Genomic DNA, 20,551 nt, shown 5'->3' with positions numbered 1-20,551 from the left:
TTCGGGTTTTAGGCGGCTTTTGCATTTGGATTGGGAAGTGAAATCCTGCCGTCCGTCTTTTTGAACTTGGCAAGGCAAAATGGAGCAATGGATACGAACAACACCCCCCTCAAAATCAAATTGTCCGCCGCGCTGCCGGTTGCCCTGGCGACCGGTGCCGACAAGGTGCGTACTTTTAAAGGCGTTGCCAATTCGGGCAAGCCCTTCGGCTACGGCGGTTATCAGACAGTCGTCGATTTGGCCCAGCTGTCGCACAAAGCGTCCGTCCCCGTCCTGTTGGAGCATTCCCCCGTCAAGATGGCGGGCGTGTGCAGCCTGTCGGTAACGGCGGACGGCCTGATTGCGGAAGGTAGTCTGTTGTCCAACGAGTTTGGCACGCAGATCGCCGAAGCAGCCGACCAAGGTTTTCCTTGGGAAATGTCGGTTTACGCGCAGGCGGAATCCTATGAGGAGCTGGCGGCGGGCGCAGTATTGTCCGTCAACGGCAACGAGGTAACCGGGCCGGCCGTCATCCTGCGCCGTTGTGCGATACGCGAGGTGTCGTTTACCGCCGTCGGTGTAGATGGCGAGACGGAGGCGGTGGTGTTGTCGGACGGCAGTCCCTTGCCGGATATTTTTAAACAACCTTTGGAGTTATCTATGACACCCGAAGAAAAGAAAGCGTTTGACGACCTGAAAGCGGAAGTCGATACGCTCAAGGCTGAAAAAGCCGAAGCCGAGAAAAAGCTGAAAGAAGCCGAAGCGGCTGCCAAGAAAAACCAAGTCAAGGCGAAATTGTCCGCCGCAGGTTTCAAAGAAACCGAAGACGGCAAGTTTGAAGGCTTGTCCAACGCAACCATGACCGTGCTTTTGTCTGCCGACATTGACGCGGCAGAAGCCATGATTGCCGATTTGAAGCCGAAAGCTGCTCCGTCTGTCGTACCGCCCGCGCTGTTGAGCGAAGGCGTAGGCAATGGCGAATCCGAACACACCGGCGAGGCGGAGGGCAAGTTCTCCATCGCCAGCCACAAAGGCTCATTGGGAGGCTATTATGTCTAAAGTGAAAACAGAAATCTTAGGCCCTGTTATTTCCGACTTTTTGAAATATGAGGCGACGCCGCAGACCCGTGTTGCCGTTACCGCCGATGCCGGCACAAAGGCCGGCAAGTTTGTCGAGTACCCGCTGCGCGGCAAAAAGCTGCTTGCGTTGACTGATGAAGCCGACGGCAAGGTCGTCGTACAGCCGATCAACTGCATCATCGACCTGTCAAAAGTTGCCGATGCGGACGTCAAAACAGCCACTACCGGCAAAACCTTGGACGCGCTGAAAAAAGAAGGCGACGCATACGGCATCGTTTACCAAGGCACGCCCATCGCCTGATTTTCAGACGACCTTTAAACCCGATTTAACAAGGACACATCATGCCTTTATCCGATAACAGCAAGTTTGGCGTGCAGGCTTTGACCACCGCCGTCAACAAAATCGACCCGGGCGCAAGCCAAATCCGCGAGCTGGGTATTTTCGAACCCGAATATTTGACCACCACTTATGCCGACATTGAGTTCCAAGACGGCAAAGTCCACTTGGTTGCCAGCAAAGAGCGCGGCACATCCGGTCAGGCGGTCGAAAGTCCGAAACGTACCGTGCGTACCGTCAAAGTGCCACACCTGCCGATTCATGATGTCATTCGTGCCGACGACGTGCAAAACCTTCGCGCTTTCGGTACGACCCAAGCTGCGACCGTCATGGACAAGGTCAATGAAAAGCTGGCCGGCGGCAAATCCGACCTTGAATACACCCGCGAGCATCTGATGCTCGGCGCATTACAAGGCAAGATTTTGGATGCAGACGGCAGCGTGCTTTTGGACGTCAACACAGAGTTCGGCGTGCAGCGTAAAACGCAAAACATCGAATTGTCGAAAGACGAGACCCAAGTCGGCTCGGTATTGGACAAGCTCTTGTCCGAGCAACGCCAAAAATTCAAAGGTGCGCAGGTACGCGGCTGGGTCGTGTATTGCGGCATGGATTTCCTGAATGCGCTCAAAGAGCATAAGTCCATCTTCGAAGTGTATAAACGCTACGACGAAGCACGCGCCTACCGCGAAGGCGATACGCTCAATCCGACCGAGTTTGTCCACAAGGGCATCCGCTTTATCGAGTATGCCAACCATTTCGGCAGCGACGCCGATATCGGTGCGGACAAAGCCATCCTGTTGCCGGTCGGCCGCAATCTCTACAAAGAGTATTTCGCCCCGGCGGACATGAACGCCACCGTCAACACCCGCGCCCTGCCGTATTACGCCAGCCGCGAAAAATTGCAACACGACAAAGGCTGGAGCCTGCACATGCAGTCCAACCCGCTGCCGATTGCGCTGCGCCCTGAGTTGTTGGCAACGCTGACCATGTCTTAAACGGATTTCAGACGGCCTTTAAGGCAGTTTTAAAGGTCGTCTGAAAACGGAGGACGGCATGATTACCATCCAAGACATGATTACCCGCTTCGGCGCACAGGAAATGGCGGAACGGTCGAATCATGAAAACTACGAAACCATAGACGAAGCGGTGATGGCAGCGGCAATAGCCGATGCGGAAGAAGAGGCGGCAAGCTACCTTCGGGCGGCGAAACTGTTTTTTACCAACGACACCGCGCCGCAGGTTTTGAAAATCAAAGTCTGCGACATCGCCCGCTACTATCTCTACGACGATGCGGTAACAGGTATTGTCGAAGAGCGTTATCAGTCGGCAATCGCCTGGCTGAAGATGGTCGTCAAAAATCCGAATATGCTGGACGAGAGCCGCGTGTCGGATGACCGCAGACCGTCAACGTGTGCCGTTTATGTCAATGCCGAACCCGATTTGCGGGAATGGCTGAAGGAGTAGGCAATGCGGATTACGGTATCACACGATTTATCTCGTATCGCCCAAAGCCTGAACCGCCTGTCTGGCAGGTTGAATGGCAGCCTTGAAGAGCCTTTGCGCGCTATCGGCGGCATCCTCGAATCTTCGACCCGCCGCCGTATCGCCGAAACCAAAACTGCGCCTGACGGCAAACGCTGGCAGGATGTCAGCCCCGCAACGGCGGCAGCCAAAAACGGCCGCGGCGGGATTTTGGTGGACTACGGCAACCTCTTGGCAAGCATTACGCACGAGGCATCGGCAAAAAGCGTGATTACCGGCTCAATCATGGGCTACTCGGTTTATGTGCAGGAAGGCACGAAAACCATGCCGGCGCGTCCGTTTTTAGGATTGTCTTCGCAAGATTATCAGGACATTGACGAATTGATGTCCGATTGGCTGGAAGGATTGATTGTCTGATATGGCTTTGAAACAGCATGAAAACTTATTGGCGGTCTATCCCGAAATCCTAGGTCGTCTGAAAACCGTCAAAGGTATTAAGGCGGTCAAGGAAATCGGCGAACTTGCCGAGCTGCTCGCTCAAGGCACAGCGAAGCGCAAAGCCGCCCCGCTGGACGGCGCAGTCTATGTCGTTTATGGCGGCTCGACCTTTGCCGACGAAGCGAAAAACGGCAAATTCCTCAAATCGACGCTGCACTTTACCTTTGTTCTCGCGCGAAGCTATACCGCCAACGGCAAATCCACGCTGTACGAAGTCGGCGAGACTCTGACGGCAATCCAGCGTGCGTTTTCAGGCTGGGACGCGGGCGACGAATATGCCGTTACCCCTTTCCGCCGCATCGCCTCGCCCTCCATCGAATACAACGACGGCTTTGCTTTTTACCCTATTTCATTCGCCTGCGACACCGTGCAGGCGGCAAACTAAAGGAGCTGCCACATGGCAAAACAAAACGACCACGGCTTAATCTTTGAGGGCAACGTCAAGGTACGCAACCTCAATCAAAAAGGCTCGGGCTTTATCGACATCGGCAACACCACCGCCCTGACCACGCAAACCAGCGTGGAAACCAAAGAGCGCGTGTCCAAGCAAAAAGGCACTTACGGCAGCGCACTCGACAGCCTGAAAACCGTCAAGCCTACCGAAATCGGCCTGAAGCTCGACACTTTCGACAAAGACAACCTTGCGCTTGCCCTGATGGGCGAAGCCGCCGTCATCGCGGCTACGGCGCAGACCGTTACGGGCGAGACCGTGACCATCGGCAAAAAAGGCATGGCGTACAAACTGGCAAACGGCAACATCGACCCGGCTACCGTCAAAGTCAAAAACAAGTCAAACGTCAATGTTGATGCCAAGCATTTGGACATCAATGCCACCTTGGGCATGATTACCATCCTGCCGGTCGCAGATACCGTCAACGACGGCGAAAACATCACCGTCGAATACAAAACCCGCGATTCTGGCGGCTACAAAGTCTCTGCTGCGACCTTGTCCCGATTGGATTTGGAAATCTACGTTGACGGCCGCAACCGCGTTACCGGCGAGACCGGCATCCTGCATATCCCCCATGCCGTACTGGCGGCGGACGGCAGTATCGACTGGTTCGGCGACGACTTCAACGAAGCCGAATTCAAAGGCACGGCGGTGTTGGCTTCGGGCGAGACCTCGACCTATTCCTTCACGTCGTATAACAACTAAGATTCGGTAATAAATAAAGGCCGTCTGAAACTGGCTTCTGCGTCTAGGCGCAGCGGCGGCAGGTTTCAGACGGCCTTTTTTAAAGTGGTTTTAAAACAGGATTAAATCATGGCGAATATTCAGGCAGGTTTAGAGATTAAAGCGGGCGTGTCCGGTGTTGAAAACATCGACGCGCTGGCGCAGTCCATCGAGGCGGCGGGCATTGACACAGGCAAACTGACGGAAGAAGCGAAAGAGCTGGGCGCGACGCTGTCGAAAGCGCAAGCACAACAGGCGGCGATTGCGGAATATAAGGCGTTGTCGGCGGAATTGGATAATACAGCTAAAGAAATGCGCGCCTTGGACGAGCTGACCGCAACGCTCGAGAAATCCATGCGCGGCGGCGGTACGCAGCAACAGCAGGCCGATTTGGCGAAACTGCGTGCCGAATCCGAACGCCTGGTAAAAAGCGAAACCGAGCTGACGGGCAAGCTGTATGCCGCCCGCGATGCGATGTCGGTATCGGGCGTGTCTGTCAAAAATCTTGCCGCCGAAGAGGCGCGCCTGTCGTCCGAATCTGCCGCCGCAACAGCGCAGCTAGACCGCCTGACCGCCGAAGCACAAACCCTAAAAGCCATTGCTGATGCAAAAATCCAGCTCGGCATCGATACCGACGATAAGGCACGGCAGGAAATCCAAAAGACCAAAGACGCCTACGAATTGCTTAAAAACAGCGGCACACTCTCGCATGAAGAATTAGCCCGGGCGGCGCAGTTGCAGGAAGGCAAGGTGCGCGAACTTGAAGCCAGTCTGAAAGGTGTGAAGCCGTCTATTTCCGAAATTGCCTCTGAAGTTCAAGGTTTGGTCGGTAAGGCAGGCGGCTTGGCGTTTGCTGCCAAAGAGGCGATGAAGTTTGAAACCGCGATGGCGGGTGTGAAGAAAGTTGCCGAAGGCACCGACGAGCAGTACGCCAAACTTTCAGACGAACTGAAAAAAATGAGTGCGGAATTGGGCATTTCCGCCGCTGAAATGGCGGATCTTGCCGCTGCTGGCGGACAGCTCGGCATCCCAATTGAGAAGTTGTCGGAATTTACCGCCATCGCGTCCAAGATGTCGGTTGCCTTCGGCATGACCGCTGAAGAGGCAGGCAATGCCGCCGCGACGATTGCCAACGTGTTCCAACTTCCAATCGGCGAAGTGGAAAAGCTCGGCGATGCCATCAACGTTTTGGGCAACAATACCGCCGCACGAGAAAAAGACATTGTCGCCGCAATGGCGCGTATCGGCGGTACAGCGAAACAGTTCGGCTTGGTTGCCGACGAAGCCGCCGCGCTTGCCGACGCATTTATCGCATTGGGCAAACCGCCCGAAGTGGCTGCGACCGCCATCAATGCCATGCTGCAAAAACTGCAAACCGCGCAAAGCCAGGGCAAAGACTTTCAGGCGGCCTTGGAAGGTATCGGTACGTCTGCTGATGAGATGGCGGCCAATATCGCCGCCAATCCGCAGCAGGCTTTGACGGACTTCTTGCACAAACTCGAAGGCTTGGATAAACAAAGCCGCGCCCTGACGCTCTCGCAACTCTTCGGTACGGAATATAGCGACGACATCGCGCTTTTGGTCGGCTCGTTGGGCGAATATGAAAAGGCTTTGGGCTTGGTCGCCGACAAGGGACAAGTCGTCGGCGCGATGCAGAAAGAAGTCGCCAATGCCATGTCCACCAGCGAGGCGCAGATTGCCAAAGCCAAGCAGGAAATCATCAACGTTGCTATCGAGGTCGGCGAAAAGTTGCTGCCTTTAGTGTCTCTATTGGCGAGTACGACCGGCAGTGTGGCAAGTGCAATCGGAGCGATTACCGAAGAGTTTCCGGTTTTGACGCAACTTGCCGCGCTGTTTGCAGCAGGCGCAGTTGCCGTCAAGGCTTATGAGGCGGCTGTCCGCCTGACTGGTGGTGCGGTATCGGCATCATTTGCGACCCAGCGTGTCGGAATTGAAGCAACCAAAGCATCCATACTGTCGACCACTGTCGCAGCACGAGAGCTGGGCATCGCGCTCAAATCCGCTGCTGCCGGTAACGGTTTCGGTAATGGCGCGGCGGCTGCAGGAGCGTTGGCTCAAAATCTCAAGACCGCGGCATCCAATGCCGGATTACTGTTTGCGGCTTTTGAGGTCGGCCGTGGAGTGGGCGGCTGGCTGCGCGAAAACACGGATTTAGCAAAAATTTTCGGCGATAACCTCGCCCGTATTCCTGCCATTTTGGATAGCCTGTTTACTACCGGCAGTCTCGACAAGTATCACGAGTTTTTCAAAACCGAAGCCCAAATTAAGCGCGAGTTGGAGATAGCGGATAAAAAAGCCCAGGAAGCCGCCGAAAAAGCCGCCGTCGCCAAGAAAAAAGCTGCCGAAGAAGAGGCAGCCGCCGTCAAGGCCCTACAAGCCGAATATCGTGCGTCTGCAACAGAGTTGTCAGCGTTGGAACACAGTATGGCCGCCTTGCGTGCCGACGGTCGCGAAACCAGCGACTTTTACAGCGAACTGGCAATCAAGTTGGAAAACGTGCGTACCAAAACCGCCGAACTGAAAGCCGAACTTGATAAGAAAAACGTCAAAATCAGCGCAGATACAGGCGAGCTTGCCGCAGCACAAAAAGCCCTTGAGGCTTTGGGTTTGACGGCGGAAGAGGTAACCACCGGCATAAGCAAAAAGGCGGCGGAAGGTATTGCCAATTTTTCGCGTGTTGCCTCCCAGTTTGGTAATGATGCCGAGCAGATGGGCCGGGTGTTTCAGGCTGCGCTCAAGCAGATGGACAGCAAAGAATCAACCGATGCTCTTTTGGCTGAATTGGAAAAGGTAGGTAAACAATCCGGGCTGACGGCCGAAGAAATTAAGAAAATCGGAGATACGGCAAGAGAGTCGACGGACAAGGTTGCCGATGCCTTCGCCAAAATCGGTGTAGACAGCAAAGCCGTGATGACGGGCATCAGCAGCGACGCGCGGCAGGCATTCGCTGATTTTCAGACAGCCTCGACAGAAGCGGCGGCCGCCGGTCAAAAAGATGCCAAGCTGATACAGGCAGCCTTTGAGGCAATGATGGGGAAACTTAAAAGCAAGGAGGAATTTGCCGAGTTTCAACACCAGCTCAAAGCCAGCGGCGACGCGGCACTGTTGACGCAGGAGCAGCTTGCCCGTTTGGGCGATGCGGCTTCGGGCGGTGCTGAAAAAGCCAAAGCCGCCTATCAAGGGTTAAACGATACTGCCCTCAAAACGGGCGAAGCCGCGAAAGCCGCGCATGACAAAGGCTCGCAAGCGGCGGAAAACCATGCCCAATCGGTCAGAAAAGTGGCGACAGCCAACAAAGAGGCGGCAGCGGAGGCAGACAATGCAGCCAAAGCGGCGGCAAATGCATCTAAATCGTTTAGTGATTACGGCTACCGTCTGACGCAAACGGCTGGGTTTTATAAGCTCAATAATGAGCAATTAAATCTCATGAATCAGCAGTTCTCTGGTATTAAGCTGGGCATGGAGGCCACATTCCGCGCTGCTCAGATGAAAGAGTACACGCAACAGATTTACAACGCGAATACCGCGATGCAAAGGCTGACCAATGCTTCTGCTCAAGGCGCAGTGACACAGGATATCTTGAACGATGCGGCCAGCGCGGCATCTCGTGCTGCCAATAAATTGGGGAATACTGAGCTGACAAAATTCCGCAATGCGATATCCGATGCCCAACGCCGGCTGAATGCCCTGCGTCAAGAAGCACATGATGCAACCCGCGCGCTTGAGGCTGAACTTGCCGAGCTTAATGGTAATACGGAAGCGATTTATTCTTTGCAGCAAGAAAGAAAAATTCGCGAACTGCAGCAAAAACTGGACAATGCCAACCGCCTCAAGCAAACCGACGTTGCACGCGAATATCAGCGTCAAATCGACTTGCAACAACAGATTTACAGCAGGCAGCGCAGCAAGCGCGCCGAATCTGCCGCGCAAGAGCAAGTCCGCAACCAAGGTTCGTATGGTAACAGTAATGCCGCCCAGCGGTTGCAACAAGTCGGCAATATGCAGATTAACATTGACCCGGAAAAGCTCAACCAAATTTTGGCGCAGCGCGACCAGGCAGTTGCCGAGAAAGCTGTTAACGGTTTTATTAATAGTTTACAAGCTTCATTAAAGCGCACGACATAATTCAGACGGCCTGCAAACATCTGACTGCAACCATGCCAAGCCCCGATTTTCGGGGCTTTTGTTTTAATAGGGTTTTGAGAAAAATATGCAAAGGCCGTCTGAAATGGCAAATCAAGAATGGACGTTGAAACGAAAAGACAATGGCGTGGCCGTACATCTGCCGCAGGATATGCGCTGGGAAGATGAATTTAGTTGGAACAAGGTGGCGCAGGCCGCGCCGCAGCGCACTCTGTCGGGCGGATTGGTGATCCAGCAAGGCATCAAGGCAAACGGCCGCCCGATTACGTTGTCGGGCGATTGGGTATGGCTGGACTTGGGGTCTTTGCGCACTTTACGAGACTGGACGGACGTCCCCGAATTGGAAATGACGCTGACGCATTATGACGGACGAGAGTTTAATGTCGTTTGGCGCACGCATGACGCGGCTTTGGGCAGCGTCGAGCCGGTGCGTTATTCAACACCGGAGGCGGACAGCGAACGATACACCGCCAAGCTCTGCCTGATGACGTTTTAAGGTCGTCTGAAAACAGGTTTAAACAGGATTTAAAAAGGTTTCAAAAATGGAAAAAACAACGCGCCTGACGCAGCAGGATTTGCAGATTTACCCAAGCCAGCGCATGACCGATACGCCTGACGGCGGCGGTTTGATGGTCGGTCAGCCGCTGACCGGCGAGGATAACGAGATTTTCCCACCTATTTCCGACGTTGACCGCACGATGGGCAGCCTGGATGCGCGTCTGCTATACCCTGCCGTCTTGCGCAACGATTCCGAGCCGCTTTACGGCGGTCATTTCGTCATTACCGAGCCGCCGACCTCTGAAAACGTGTCTTTTTTGGCGTTTAAAGCGCGCAACTACGGCGAGAGCCGCGCGGATATTATGCCGCGTATTGAAGCGTATTCGGTGCCGACAGTGGAAAGCCGTATGACGTTATTGGGCCGCCATTTGGCTGGCGTGCGCCTTGTGCAGGCATATCAGCGCGAAGAAGCTCCGTTGCCGAAGGTTGGCGAGCGTTATTGCCTGCAGTATGAAGAAAAAACCAAAGATGTGACGCGCCGTATCACGGAGTATTTCCGCATTATCAACATCGAAGACGAAGTGCGCATTTTTGAGATTCCGAAATCAAACGGTGAGGTCGAGGAAGTGCCGCGCCGTGTAGTCAAAATGGAAATCAGCAATCCGTTAACCCGAGATTTTGACGGTGTCGATTATCCGGTCAAGGGTTATGCCGAGTCTAAAGTTAAGATTTTGGAAACCCAAGTTGCAGATTCCGCGGCTTACTATGGCGTAAAACCTGTATCAGACGGCCTTTCGGCAGGAGATGCCGCGCTGACGGTGTCAAGCATTTACGAAAAGCTTGTACCGACCTCGACAGTCGAGACTCCTTATGCGGATGAATACCCGGTTCCCGGGGAAGCATGGGTCGCCGCTGCGCCGGAAAAACAGCTTTTTGCAGGGCGTGTCGATAGTGGAACCTTAACTTTGCCTTCGGCTGTTTTACCCGGCAGTATCAAGGTTGGGAACTACACAGACAATGGCTTCGGTCAACTTAAAAGCGGCGACAATGTTGTCAATGCTGATTACGCCAATGGGCGTTTGAGTGGTTTGCCGTCAGGTTATTACACGGTAACTGCGGTTCCGGGTTCTAAAACATCATCTGCTCGATATGCTTTTGCGGTAGAAATCAAAGAAACTAACCACGGGACATCATACGCACCGCTGTTACGCCCGATCCCCTTGGCAGGAAGTTTGAGGGTATCGTTTATGGCTTTGGGCGTTTGGTATCTGCTCTCAGATTCGGGCGACGGTATATTGCGTGATGCGGCCGGGAAAGCTGTCGGCACAGTATCATCGGCGACGGGGTCGGTTGTGCTCAATTTACCTGTTCTGCCCGATATCGGTAGTAGGTTGGTATTTCAATGGGGTGCTGCTTCGGGTTTTGTGGCGTTTGACGGGGGCGCACTTGGTGGCGGCAATACCCCCAAACGTGCAGAGGGACAGTGTATCTATTCGTTGGGGCACGCTGTCAAGCCAGGGTCTCTGGTGCTGACTTGGCAAGATAAGGGCTCAAAAACAGCAAGAGACGACGGCAAAGGCAAATTGACTGGAGACGCTTCGGGCGATGTCAATTATTTGACCGGGGAGATAAAAATGCCCACATACATCAATTCAAATAACGTCAATTATGTCTGCACCGAGCCTGAGCGTATCCATGCGGTCATGGATAATGGCTTCTCAGTAATCGAGAGTGAGCATGAATGGGTGTTGAATTTCGGCGACAAGGTGCCTGATCTCCAGGCGATTTTAATTACGGCAGCAGGTCGTGTCGATGATGCGAAAGATTATTCTGTTTCAAACGGCTATGCCATTGATGCATTGAGGTAATGATGGGATTTTTTAAGAAGATGTTTGGCCGCAAACGTCGGGGTGACAGTGCAGTCAGCGTAGATAAAACAGCCGGTATCAATTTGACAGGAAGCGTATTACGCGTGCCGAAATCGGCATTTAATGTAACAGTTACGCCGTGGGGGCTGAAGGCCGAAACTGCGTTGGGGGCGACATGGCAGCACCAATATGGGCTTCAGACGACGGTAACCAAGAATTTAAAGCTTAAAGAATGGGTGGTTGATTATATCCTTGCTAATTCGGACCGCGGCCTTCGCCAGGGCAGTTTGAACGGCGGCCTGTCGTTCAACGTATTGCGCGATTTCGACCAAGGCAGTATTTGTGTATTTAATACCTGGTCATTTCATGACGGCAAGACAGTGTTTTTTGAACGAGGCGGCACGCTTTATAAAAACTGGGATGCAGAGCGCGGTATCGGCGAGGCGGTCGGAACATTGTCTGAAGAAGGCGAAGTATCTATCACGGACCGCAGTATCGGGTTTATCAACCTAAAAATAAACTCCGGGATTGTCCGTAAACCTCAAGTCAAGACATTCGGCTATGCAGGCCGCACACCTGCCGCGCCGGTCAAGCCTGAAAGCTTTACCGTTTACGCGGGCAATGGCGAAATTGTCGGCAGAAGCAACGCCGCCGGGGAAATTACCGGCGGCATTACGGGCAAAATCGACTACGAGACAGGCTTTTACGAAATCAAGCGCGATGAGGGTTTCTACCCCGAAGATTTACGCTACAACGCCGTGACACAAGACAACCTGCCTTTGGATTCGTCGATTATCGGCATTGATGCCGTGCGCCTGCCTGCCGACGGACGCGTCCCCGTGTTTAGAAAAGGCGATATGGTCGTGATTTCAAACCGGCTCAAGCAGGATTTGGGCAGCGCGTTTACCGCCGCCCAGAAAATCACGCTCAACCGACAAAACATCGACCGCCTCTGTTTGGTCGATGCCAAAGGCAAGCACGTCCTCGCCGAAAAATACACGGCAGACCTCAAGGCGGGCAGCATTACTTTTGCCGAGCCATTGGACTTGTCGCAATATACCCTGCCGCTGACCGCTGTTTGTGCGTGGGAAGAAGAAAACCGTGTGACCGGCGTCGATATTTCAGGCCGTCTGAAACTCCAGTTTGCGATTGGGCGCAACTATCCGAAGGAGCATACATTTGTGTCCTCCGCCCTGATCGGCGGCGATTTGCTGGTGCGCGCTACCGAGCCGTTTTCGCAACAGGCATGGGACAATGTGTGGAGTGACGCGCAACGCGGGGAGCCTATTTTGGCGCGTGCCAATGTCAAAGACTACCCGATTAAGTTGGCCAGTAATGGCGCGATTACTGAGCGCTGGCTGATTAAATTCATTACTCCAACCCAATTTGAGCTTTACGGCGAACGGCTGGGCTTGGTCGCAAAAAGCGATACCTTGACCGATCTTGCGCCGACCAATCCTGCAACCGGCAAGCCGTATTTCACGTTCAAGGCGGCGGCATTCGGCGGCGGCTGGTCGGCTCAAAACTGCATCCGTTTCAACACCTACGGCACGCCGTTGCCCGTATGGATTTTGCGCAGTGTTCAGCCTTCGCCGGACAAGCAAAACGGCCGCGATGGTTTTACCGCGTGTTTGCGCGGTAATACGGTCGCTGAGTAACTGGTGGAGCGGCAAAGGTCGTCTGAAGCTTGAAATCATGGTTTCAGACGACCTTTTATTGCCGTTTGTTTATTTTTAATGCCGTTTAATTTAGAATATCAACGTCATTAACCAATAAGACAAAAGGGAAACTATGAATATTATTACTATTATTGTTATCGCAACCAGTATTTGGGTATTGATTGATGCCCAAACGATAGGCATTAAAAAGGGGCAGATTCAAGGGATGGGCAATATGGGACCGATTAGCTGGTTTCTTGCCTGCTTGCTGATTTGGATTGTGGCCTTCCCGTTTTATTTAGCTAAACGCGGTGAGTTTAAGCGGATTAATCGCAAATAATATACTCGACTGCAACCATGCCAAGCCCCGATTTTCGGGGCTTTTGTTTTAATGGGGTTTTAAAAACCAAATTAAAAAGAAAGGCCGTCTGAAATGTTTGATACGCAACGTGTGCCGGTAAAGGTTTACCGCTGGGATGACGAGGGTGCGCCGCGGGTTGAAACGGCGGCAGGCAGCATTAAAACGATTTTAAAAGCCTGCTTGGTTACCGGTTACGGCGAAGGTGATAAACGCAAGGACGGGCTGGGATGGGAAATGGCGTTTGAAAAGACGCAAGAAGCCTGTTTCCGCAGCACGCACCCGAAGGCGACAAAGTGGTGGCTGGGGGTGGATGATACGAAGTATCTTGCAGGTGGCGACAGAAATAATCGTTATACCGATGTCTGCGGGATTTTAGAGCCGACATCTGCTACAGCGGGCAAGGCTGTTCAGTATGTTTGGCGTAATTCGAACAGGGTTCGGTTTGCTAGCGCCGGTTATTACGACGATAGTTTCAGATTGAGATGGGTTTTAATAGGTCATGCACGTGCCTTTGCCCTTGTTTTGCTGAGTCAGGGCGATTCGTTCGGCAGCCCTGTACTCTATTTTGGAGAGTTTCCAAGCCTGGCGGTGGCGGATGAACATCAAAACCTATTGGGGCTAGGGGCGGATGGAGATAGAGGATTTATTAATCTTAATAGCAGCACCAACGGATTTCATTGCGCGGCCATGCGCGATTACAAAGGTGATGCGCCAAATGGATTTTATGCCGGTTCTAATGTGGTTCAATCCGCTGCCAGTTACCCAAGTCCTATCAGTGGCGGCTTTACGGCTTCCGATCTGTATCTTTTTGAGGCGATTGATGACAGTAGATATGCGATTCGCGGCTTAGTTCCGGGTTTGATGCGTACAAACGAAGCGATGCCGAGTAACGCAATTATTCCGCAGGGTACGGTTTACGATAATTTAGACAATTCCGGCGACAAATGGATGTATGTCAAAGTTTTTGGTAATCATTCCGGCCTGCTGATCAACCTCACAGCCTGGGAGCTGTAAGCCATGCCGAATTATGTTTTCCGCAGCCGTCTTGCCGTTAAGCGCGGCAAGTTGCGCGGCAAAATCGTCAACCGGATTGCGCGAAGCCGTGCTGTCAATTCGCCGCACTGGAAATACGGTGGCCACGGCTATATTGCCGGCGAAGGTACGGGCATTGTTACGGTGGGTGGTCAGCCGGCTTCGCGCCGTATTTATCTGTTTGTCCGGCCTAATATGTACTGCATCGCCGATACTTGGAGCGAGGAAGACGGCAGCTACCGCTTCGATCGGCTCAAAGAGGACGAGGAGTATTTGATGGTGGCGACGGATTATAAAAAGCAATACGAGCCTGTCTCCTATGATTTTATCAAGCCCTTTGTCGATACTGACGGCGGATAAGGTCGTCTGAAATGTCTGACGATAAATCCAAAACCTATGCCGATTCGGCGCGTATCCCTTTGCCTTTCGGCTTGGCGATTGGCTCCCGTCCGTCGTCCAGGCTCTTGCCGTTGGCGTTCAGACGGCCTTCACGCCATGTTGAGGATGGCGGCGAGATTGTCCCTGATACGCCGCCTAAGCCTAATCCGTACCGCCCTCCGGATGGTTATGCGATTGTTTCGGGGGCGTGGGGCTTTGTGCAGCAGGCGGTGTCAACGCAGGCGGCGTGCGCGGCCGGTCGTTATGATTTGGGCGGCATGGCTGCCCAAGTGTCGGGGATAACGGCGGAGGCTGTCGGGGAGGCGGTTTGTTTTCAGACGGCCTTTTCGGATATGCCTGAATTGGAAAGCTGCCTGCGTGAAACAGTCGGCTTGTCTGACGGGGTTGCCGGGTGTATGCAGGCGGTGCAGGTCGGAATGGATGGACTGGACGGCTGTCTGCATGATGCTTTCCCCGATGATTTGTTCTTAAGCGGCTGTAATGCGGACGGCTCGTCGGCAGGTCTTGGCGAGGCTTTGGCGGCGTGTTCGGAGAGTGTGTTTTCCGATGACGCGCCGGTTGGCGATTGTTTGGTATCGGAGGTGCGCGAGGCGGCGGTATTGGCGCGATGTGCGCATCCGCAAAGCCTTCCTGCTTTGGCTGTACCTTGCGAGTATTATGAGATTCCGGTTGAGCCGGAGCCTGTGCCTGAAACTTATGTTTGCGGTATCCGCCCGCCTTCAAACCGTCTGCACCTGCGGTTCTACCGCAAAAAGATTGCACACGATGCACGCCATATTCCGCTGCCGTTTGCTTGTTTTGATACGGTAAGCACTCCTGTTTTAGACGGATATATCATGCAAAATATTATTAAGGCTACGGTTGACGGCCAGCCGATCGGGCTGTTTTCTGCTTCCTTTACGACGGACACTGCCGGTTATTGCTGGCAAGGCAGTTTGACGGTTTCGCCCGATGATTTCGCCAAGATTAATCCTGATGCCCGCCCGAAAGGCCGGGAAGCCGAAATCGAGGTGCAAATTAATGCGGATACTTTTGTCATCATCGCGGAAGATTACAGCGACAACCGCCGCTTCGGACAAAAGAGCTATACGGTAACCGGCCGCAGTGTTACCGCCCGTTTGGGCGCGGACTATGCGCCTAAAGGCCGTGGTACATACCGCAATCCGATTTATGCGCAACAAATCGCAACGGAGGTTTTACGCCCGACAGGTGTGGATTTGGACGGCTGGACGATGGTTGATTGGTTGATTCCGGGAGACGTGTATTCGTTGACCGATAAAACGCCGATTGCTGTTTTGCAAGAGCTGGCTCAAGCCGCCGGTGGATTTGTGGAGAGCGACCGCGCCCGACCTGTTGTCCGCTTTAAGCCTAAGTGGAAAAAGGCTGCTTGGGAGGTTTCCGATGCGCCTGCCGATGTCAGTGTCCCTGTCAGCGTGATTTTCGGCATCAGCGGTCAGCGCAATGTATCGGAGCGTGCCAACGGGGTTTATGTTTGGCCAAGCCATAACAAGGGCAAGGGCGCGGATGTGTACCGCAACGGCAGCAACCGTGAGCCGCGTGCCTCCGCACTGACCAATGCGCTTTATACCGACCAGCCGGTCTTGCTCGCCGCCGGTATTGCCGCTTTAAGCGAGACCGGCGTTCATAAGCGCGAAACGGTGTCTTTGCCGGTATCGGATAAGTACGCCATCCCTATGGCGAATTTAGGCGAGATTTGGCAAATCAATGAGCCTTCGGGGAGCTGGCAAGGCGCGGTGGTTGGTGTGTCGGTTGAGGTTAAAATCGAAAACGACACGCCTGTCGTTACTCAAAATGTAACGATAGACCGCTATTTTGACGAGTGATTAAAGCTGGTTTAAAGATGCTTTAAAGGCCGTCTGAAAGCCATGTTCAGACGGCCTTTTATCTTTTTGTTGAGGATAACAAAATGACTAATCTGTATCAAAACCTGACGGCACTGCTCAACCGCGAACAGCGCGGCATCGCCAAAATAACGGGCGATTTGGGCGGCGGCTCATGGGCAGCACAAACGCAAAGCGGCGGCAATCTTGTTTTAAGCGGACAAGCCGCTTTAAATCAGCGCGTTTTTTATGATGTCTTGAGCAACCGTATCCTTGGGCAGGCTCCCGATACTACTGTTTTAGAGCTGGGCGTATAAGATAAGTGCAGTACAGCCAGGCGTTGCTTTCGTATAACGTCTTAAAATAATTATTATTATTTTAAGGAGGCTTTATGCGAACTGAAGTGTTGGGCGTCAGTATTGGCGACATTTTAAAATTTGAAGCCACTGCCTTGACGCGTGTGAAGGTAAAAGTGTCTGAGGGTACGCGTGCCGGTGATTGGGTTAAGTTCTCTTTGCGTGACAATAAATTAGTCGCGTTAACCGATGAGCAGGACGGCTACGCTTTGGTACAGCCACACAACTGTATTATTGACCTGCGTTATTGCGCCAAACCTGAAAATATTTCTGATACCTTGCAGCAAGGCGACCAATTCGGCATTCAATATATTGGCGCACCGGTCGAGCATGAGCGTCATACCGTTATGCCGTCCGGCCCTGTTGTTCCTCCGAAAGAGGCGGAACGCCCGGTAGCTCCTCCTTCTCCCCCTTCCGCATTGAAACGTAGCCTCAATTTCTTCGGCGACTCCACCAATGAGCGTATCGGTGATCAGGCTGTGAGTGTTGCCGCTGCCGAAAATCTGCCGGTTGTAAACAACGCAAAGGGCGGCAGCCTGGCTGCGTATGCCTTGATGTCGATGGACGGCAGTCCGGTGGAAGTTACTTTTAAAGTTGATACTATTCCGGCAAAAGCGAATGGCGTGATGGTTGATGGCGAGTTGGTTTACGGCGAAGGCGTTACGCCTTTCAGTATGCACTCTACCGTCGTTATTATTGGCGATGACATCGAAGCGGTCATGGAAGGCCAAACCGCCAATATTAAAGTTATTCCGCGCGATAGCCAGGCTCATAGCGTTGTTCCGGGTAAAAAATATACTGTACGGCTGAAAAACAGCGGCGGTGTCGATGGTATTTGTGTGTTGGCAACGGCCAAGAATGATATTAACGGCGCAAATCTCGGCAACTGGCAGACGGTCTTAGAGCGAATCAAAAGCTATGTTGAAAAATGTATTCAACAAGTCCAGCCGAAAGAATCGCCGCGTTATATTGTCCTGACTGTATGGGCTGATAATAAGCCGGGTTGGGCCAAAGAGAATCACCCATACCGACATCAGCTCAAGGATCAATTTAATAATTGGCTCAAGCTTAAATATAGCAATAATGTCTTTGATATTGAACAATATATTTTATCTGAACAGATTTGGACAGATAGCGGCCTCACGCCGAACGAGGCGGATAAAAAAGCGCAAACAGATGGCGTAATGCCGTTGTCCCTCTCGCAGGACGGCGGTGCTCATCTGCTTCCGGCGGTTGAGGCTAAAGTCGCCGAACGTATCATCGCAAAAGCCAAAGAGTTGAGCTATTTGTAGGCAAATATAAATAAAAGGCCGTCTGAATAAGGCGGCCTTGGGGAGGATTTTAAATAGTAAGTGGGACGGCGACGTAACAGTGCAGCAACACTGTTACGCCAGCCAAGCAGAGCATACCTGCATTGACTTCTAAGACCGCCTTAGTCTCTAGAGACCGAGGCATTCTATCTGATACAGGAGTGGATGCAAATGCAAATCTATCGTGAATTACGCTGTAAGTTTTGTGGGAAATTGCTGGCAAAAGGCAGCGGTTGTGTACAAATAAAGTGCGCTCGTTGTAAAAATATCAATTCTTTCAGCTAATTAATAAATCAAAAGAATGCCTTTGAGCGTCATATTAAATCTGATTTAGAGCATCGCGAATGCCATAATTTAGGAGTATATATGATGCAAAAAATGCAACAGACATTACCTATTATCCCCTGGATGGGTGGCAAACGTCGTTTGGCAAAACATCTTTTACCCATGTTCCCCGAGCATTCTTGTTATGTTGAGTTGTTTTCCGGGGGCGCAGCATTGTTCTTTATGCGCCCGATTCCTGCAAAAGTAGAGGTACTCAACGATATCAACGGACAGCTCATCAATCTCTATCGTGTGGTACAACACCATTTCGACGAGTTCGTCCGTCAGTTCGAGTGGACGCTTACCAGCCGCGAAACATTCTCCTGCCTGCAAAACACGCCGCCCGAATGCATGACAGATATTCAACGTGCCGCTCGCTTCTTCTACCTTCAGCACAACGCCTTCGGCGGTAAAACCGTCCACCAGCATTTCGGGACAGCCACCACGTCAAAAGCGTGGGATGCGTCTCAGATTGAGGTTAAATTAAAGGCTGCTAAAGACCGTTTAAAAGGTGTTTATATAGAGAATGAATCGTGGGATCGTTGCTTTAAGCGATATGACCGTGAACACACCTTCTTCTACGCAGACCCACCATATTGGCAGACCGCAGGCTATGACCAATCATTTGGCTGGGATCAGTATGAATTACTGGCCAAGGTAATGGCAGAGAGTAAGGGTAAGGTCATGTTATCCATTAATGACCACCCTGATATCAGGGAATTGTTTAAAGATTTCCGTATTACTCAACTTGAATTGGCTTATACAATCGGAAGGAATAAAACTGGCAAAGCCAGTGGAGAGTTGGTTGTATGTAATTGGTAAAATAAAAAGCGACGGTATCGTCGCTTTTGTTTTCATTTCTGAATTGCAATTTATTTGGCACAGCCGATATTTTTAAAAGTGTCAAAATTTCCGCGAAACTATGACAAATCCGCCGCGACCTTACAACTGCGCCCGCCATGCCTGTACATAATGGCATGAGTAAGGCAACGGGGGCGTAGGTTAGCTCCAAAATAAAGGCTATGGCGGTCAGGGGCATTTTGAGGGAAATACCGAGGAAAACGGCGGCGCCGACAATGGCCGCGCTTTCAGAGGACATTTCAGGAAAAACACTGTTCCACGCGGTGGCAGCGGCAAAGGCGATGGTACTGCCGAGCATCATGGACGGGGTAATCAGACCGCCGTATGCGCCGACGGCAAGCGCCATTAAGACGACCAACCATTTGACGGCGGTCAGCTCAAGGCTGTGTTGCCAGTCGGTTATGCCGCCAAAGGTCAGTTGGTTGCCTGCTTTGCCATTGCCCAAAATTTCGGGAAACCAAATGGAAATTACGCCGATGAGTGCAAACATACAGACGGCCAAGGGAATGATTTTGACATTGTCGCGTTTAATGAGGGGGAACTTTTGGGCGGTACGCTGGAAAAAGACGGCGGTTGCGCCCAGTATCGGGCCGATGATGGCGGAAAACCAAAGTAATGAGGTGTTGATGGAAAGGTTGGTCGGATGATATTGCTGCACGTCGCCCAAACCGATGCGCGCGACGGCGGTGGCGATGACTGAAGTCAGCAATGCGGCGGCGACGGCTTGCTGCGTCCACAAGCCCAGCATGACTTCGAGGATGAAAAGTGTGGACGCGAGCGGTACGTTATACACGGCCGCCAGACCTGCACCCGAGGCGCAAGCAATGACCAGCCTTGCGTCGTCTTCGCTCAACCCGAAACGGTTGACACCGACTGAAGCGAAAGCGGCGGTCATTTCGCGCGGCGCAACTTCGCGGCCGAGCGGCGAGCCAAGCCCGACAGTAATGATTTGCAACAGGGCATGGCTGACGGTTTCAAAAAACGGAAAACCGGCAAGTGGATTTTTAACCACGGCTTTAATGCCCGGTTGCGGCCTGCCGTAGCGTTTGAGCAACCACCACCCCAAACCAACCACCGCGCCGCAAAAGGTCATCACGCCGATACGCCGCGCAGGACTTGCCTGCGATACGCCCTCCCGGAAAGAAACGTATAGGCCGTCTGAACCGTAACCATAAGCAAGATGTTGAATCGTATGCATGATTTCGGTTAATACAATGCCGACCATGCCGCCGATAATGCCGGTAATGATGAGGGCGGCCCAAAGTTTATGCGTTTCTTTCACGGGATTTGGCTTGAGGTAGTAATGGTTTGATAAAAGCGTTTTAAGGG

19 protein-coding genes and 1 pseudogene are annotated in these 20,551 nt (G+C 52.6%); 19 read left to right on the top strand and 1 reads right to left on the bottom strand.

The genetic code is table 11. The annotated features are described in order from the left end of the window. Positions 1–87: 87 nt before the first annotated feature. The 19 genes from HMPREF2872_RS01515 to HMPREF2872_RS11155 all read left to right on the top strand — a co-directional run bounded on the left by HMPREF2872_RS01515 (position 88) and on the right by HMPREF2872_RS11155 (position 19,183). Positions 88–1,038, top strand: coding sequence for a hypothetical protein (locus HMPREF2872_RS01515; protein ID WP_070630677.1), 951 nt, complete (start codon positions 88–90; stop codon positions 1,036–1,038). Further along, the gene (locus HMPREF2872_RS01510) at positions 1,031–1,360 is read left to right on the top strand and encodes an oxaloacetate decarboxylase alpha chain (protein WP_070630675.1); all 330 of its coding nucleotides are present in this window, start codon (positions 1,031–1,033) and stop codon (positions 1,358–1,360) included. The genes HMPREF2872_RS01515 and HMPREF2872_RS01510 overlap by 8 nt, the downstream gene beginning before the upstream one ends. A 41-nt stretch (positions 1,361–1,401) precedes the next feature. Continuing rightward, a complete protein-coding gene (locus tag HMPREF2872_RS01505; RefSeq protein WP_070630673.1) occupies positions 1,402–2,391 on the top strand; it encodes a major capsid protein in 990 nt (329 codons plus the stop codon). A 58-nt stretch (positions 2,392–2,449) separates the two neighbouring features. After that, entirely contained in the window at positions 2,450–2,860 is a 411-nt protein-coding gene (locus HMPREF2872_RS01500; RefSeq protein ID WP_070630671.1) for a phage protein Gp36 family protein, read from the top strand. Between the two features lie 3 nt (positions 2,861–2,863). Beyond that, entirely contained in the window at positions 2,864–3,295 is a 432-nt protein-coding gene (locus HMPREF2872_RS01495) for a phage virion morphogenesis protein (RefSeq protein ID WP_070630669.1), read from the top strand. 1 nt (position 3,296) lies between these two features. Continuing rightward, positions 3,297–3,761, top strand: a complete 465-nt coding sequence (locus tag HMPREF2872_RS01490; protein ID WP_070630666.1) for a phage tail terminator protein — start codon at positions 3,297–3,299, stop codon at positions 3,759–3,761. 12 nt (positions 3,762–3,773) lie between these two features. Next, positions 3,774–4,532: a phage tail tube protein gene (locus HMPREF2872_RS01485; protein ID WP_070630664.1), complete on the top strand. Its 759-nt coding sequence runs from the start codon at positions 3,774–3,776 to the stop codon at positions 4,530–4,532. A 108-nt stretch (positions 4,533–4,640) separates the two neighbouring features. Further along, positions 4,641–8,696 carry a phage tail tape measure protein gene (locus HMPREF2872_RS01480; RefSeq protein WP_070630661.1) on the top strand — a complete coding sequence of 1,352 codons (4,056 nt, stop codon included), beginning with the start codon at positions 4,641–4,643 and terminating at the stop codon, positions 8,694–8,696. A gap of 103 nt (positions 8,697–8,799) precedes the next feature. Then, a complete protein-coding gene (locus tag HMPREF2872_RS01475) occupies positions 8,800–9,210 on the top strand; it encodes a hypothetical protein (protein WP_070630659.1) in 411 nt (136 codons plus the stop codon). 46 nt (positions 9,211–9,256) lie between these two features. After that, positions 9,257–11,080: a hypothetical protein gene (locus HMPREF2872_RS01470; RefSeq protein ID WP_070630658.1), complete on the top strand. Its 1,824-nt coding sequence runs from the start codon at positions 9,257–9,259 to the stop codon at positions 11,078–11,080. Beyond that, the gene (locus tag HMPREF2872_RS01465) at positions 11,080–12,738 is read left to right on the top strand and encodes a hypothetical protein (RefSeq protein WP_283118955.1); all 1,659 of its coding nucleotides are present in this window, start codon (positions 11,080–11,082) and stop codon (positions 12,736–12,738) included. Before HMPREF2872_RS01470 ends, HMPREF2872_RS01465 begins: the two co-directional genes overlap by 1 nt. 133 nt (positions 12,739–12,871) lie before the next feature. Further along, a complete protein-coding gene (locus tag HMPREF2872_RS01460) occupies positions 12,872–13,078 on the top strand; it encodes a hypothetical protein (RefSeq protein ID WP_049350571.1) in 207 nt (68 codons plus the stop codon). Between the two features lie 93 nt (positions 13,079–13,171). Then, on the top strand, positions 13,172–14,113 hold the full coding sequence (locus tag HMPREF2872_RS01455; RefSeq protein ID WP_070630656.1) for a hypothetical protein: 942 nt from the start codon (positions 13,172–13,174) through the stop codon (positions 14,111–14,113). A 3-nt stretch (positions 14,114–14,116) separates the two neighbouring features. Further along, positions 14,117–14,491: a hypothetical protein gene (locus HMPREF2872_RS01450; protein WP_070630654.1), complete on the top strand. Its 375-nt coding sequence runs from the start codon at positions 14,117–14,119 to the stop codon at positions 14,489–14,491. An 11-nt stretch (positions 14,492–14,502) separates the two neighbouring features. Further along, positions 14,503–16,374, top strand: coding sequence for a hypothetical protein (locus HMPREF2872_RS01445; RefSeq protein WP_141752826.1), 1,872 nt, complete (start codon positions 14,503–14,505; stop codon positions 16,372–16,374). An 83-nt stretch (positions 16,375–16,457) separates the two neighbouring features. Continuing rightward, positions 16,458–16,688, top strand: a complete 231-nt coding sequence (locus tag HMPREF2872_RS01440) for a hypothetical protein (protein ID WP_049350574.1) — start codon at positions 16,458–16,460, stop codon at positions 16,686–16,688. 74 nt (positions 16,689–16,762) lie between these two features. Continuing rightward, positions 16,763–18,019: a hypothetical protein gene (locus HMPREF2872_RS11830; RefSeq protein ID WP_070630652.1), complete on the top strand. Its 1,257-nt coding sequence runs from the start codon at positions 16,763–16,765 to the stop codon at positions 18,017–18,019. Positions 18,020–18,202: 183 nt separating this feature from the next. After that, a complete protein-coding gene (locus HMPREF2872_RS11160; protein ID WP_311457636.1) occupies positions 18,203–18,322 on the top strand; it encodes a zinc finger domain-containing protein in 120 nt (39 codons plus the stop codon). 81 nt (positions 18,323–18,403) lie between these two features. After that, complete coding sequence (locus HMPREF2872_RS11155) at positions 18,404–19,183, top strand: DNA adenine methylase (RefSeq protein ID WP_083311711.1); 780 nt, start codon at positions 18,404–18,406, stop codon at positions 19,181–19,183. 124 nt (positions 19,184–19,307) lie between these two features. Here the strand turns inward: HMPREF2872_RS11155 and HMPREF2872_RS01425 are convergent. Beyond that, a pseudogene (locus HMPREF2872_RS01425) lies at positions 19,308–20,447 on the bottom strand (chloride channel protein); the annotation flags it as partial. Positions 20,448–20,551: the final 104 nt, after the last annotated feature.

The sequence above is a fragment of the Neisseria sp. HMSC069H12 genome, assembly GCF_001812735.1.
Lineage (GTDB): Bacteria > Pseudomonadota > Gammaproteobacteria > Burkholderiales > Neisseriaceae > Neisseria > Neisseria subflava.
This window is presented reverse-complemented; position numbering and strand designations above follow the sequence as displayed.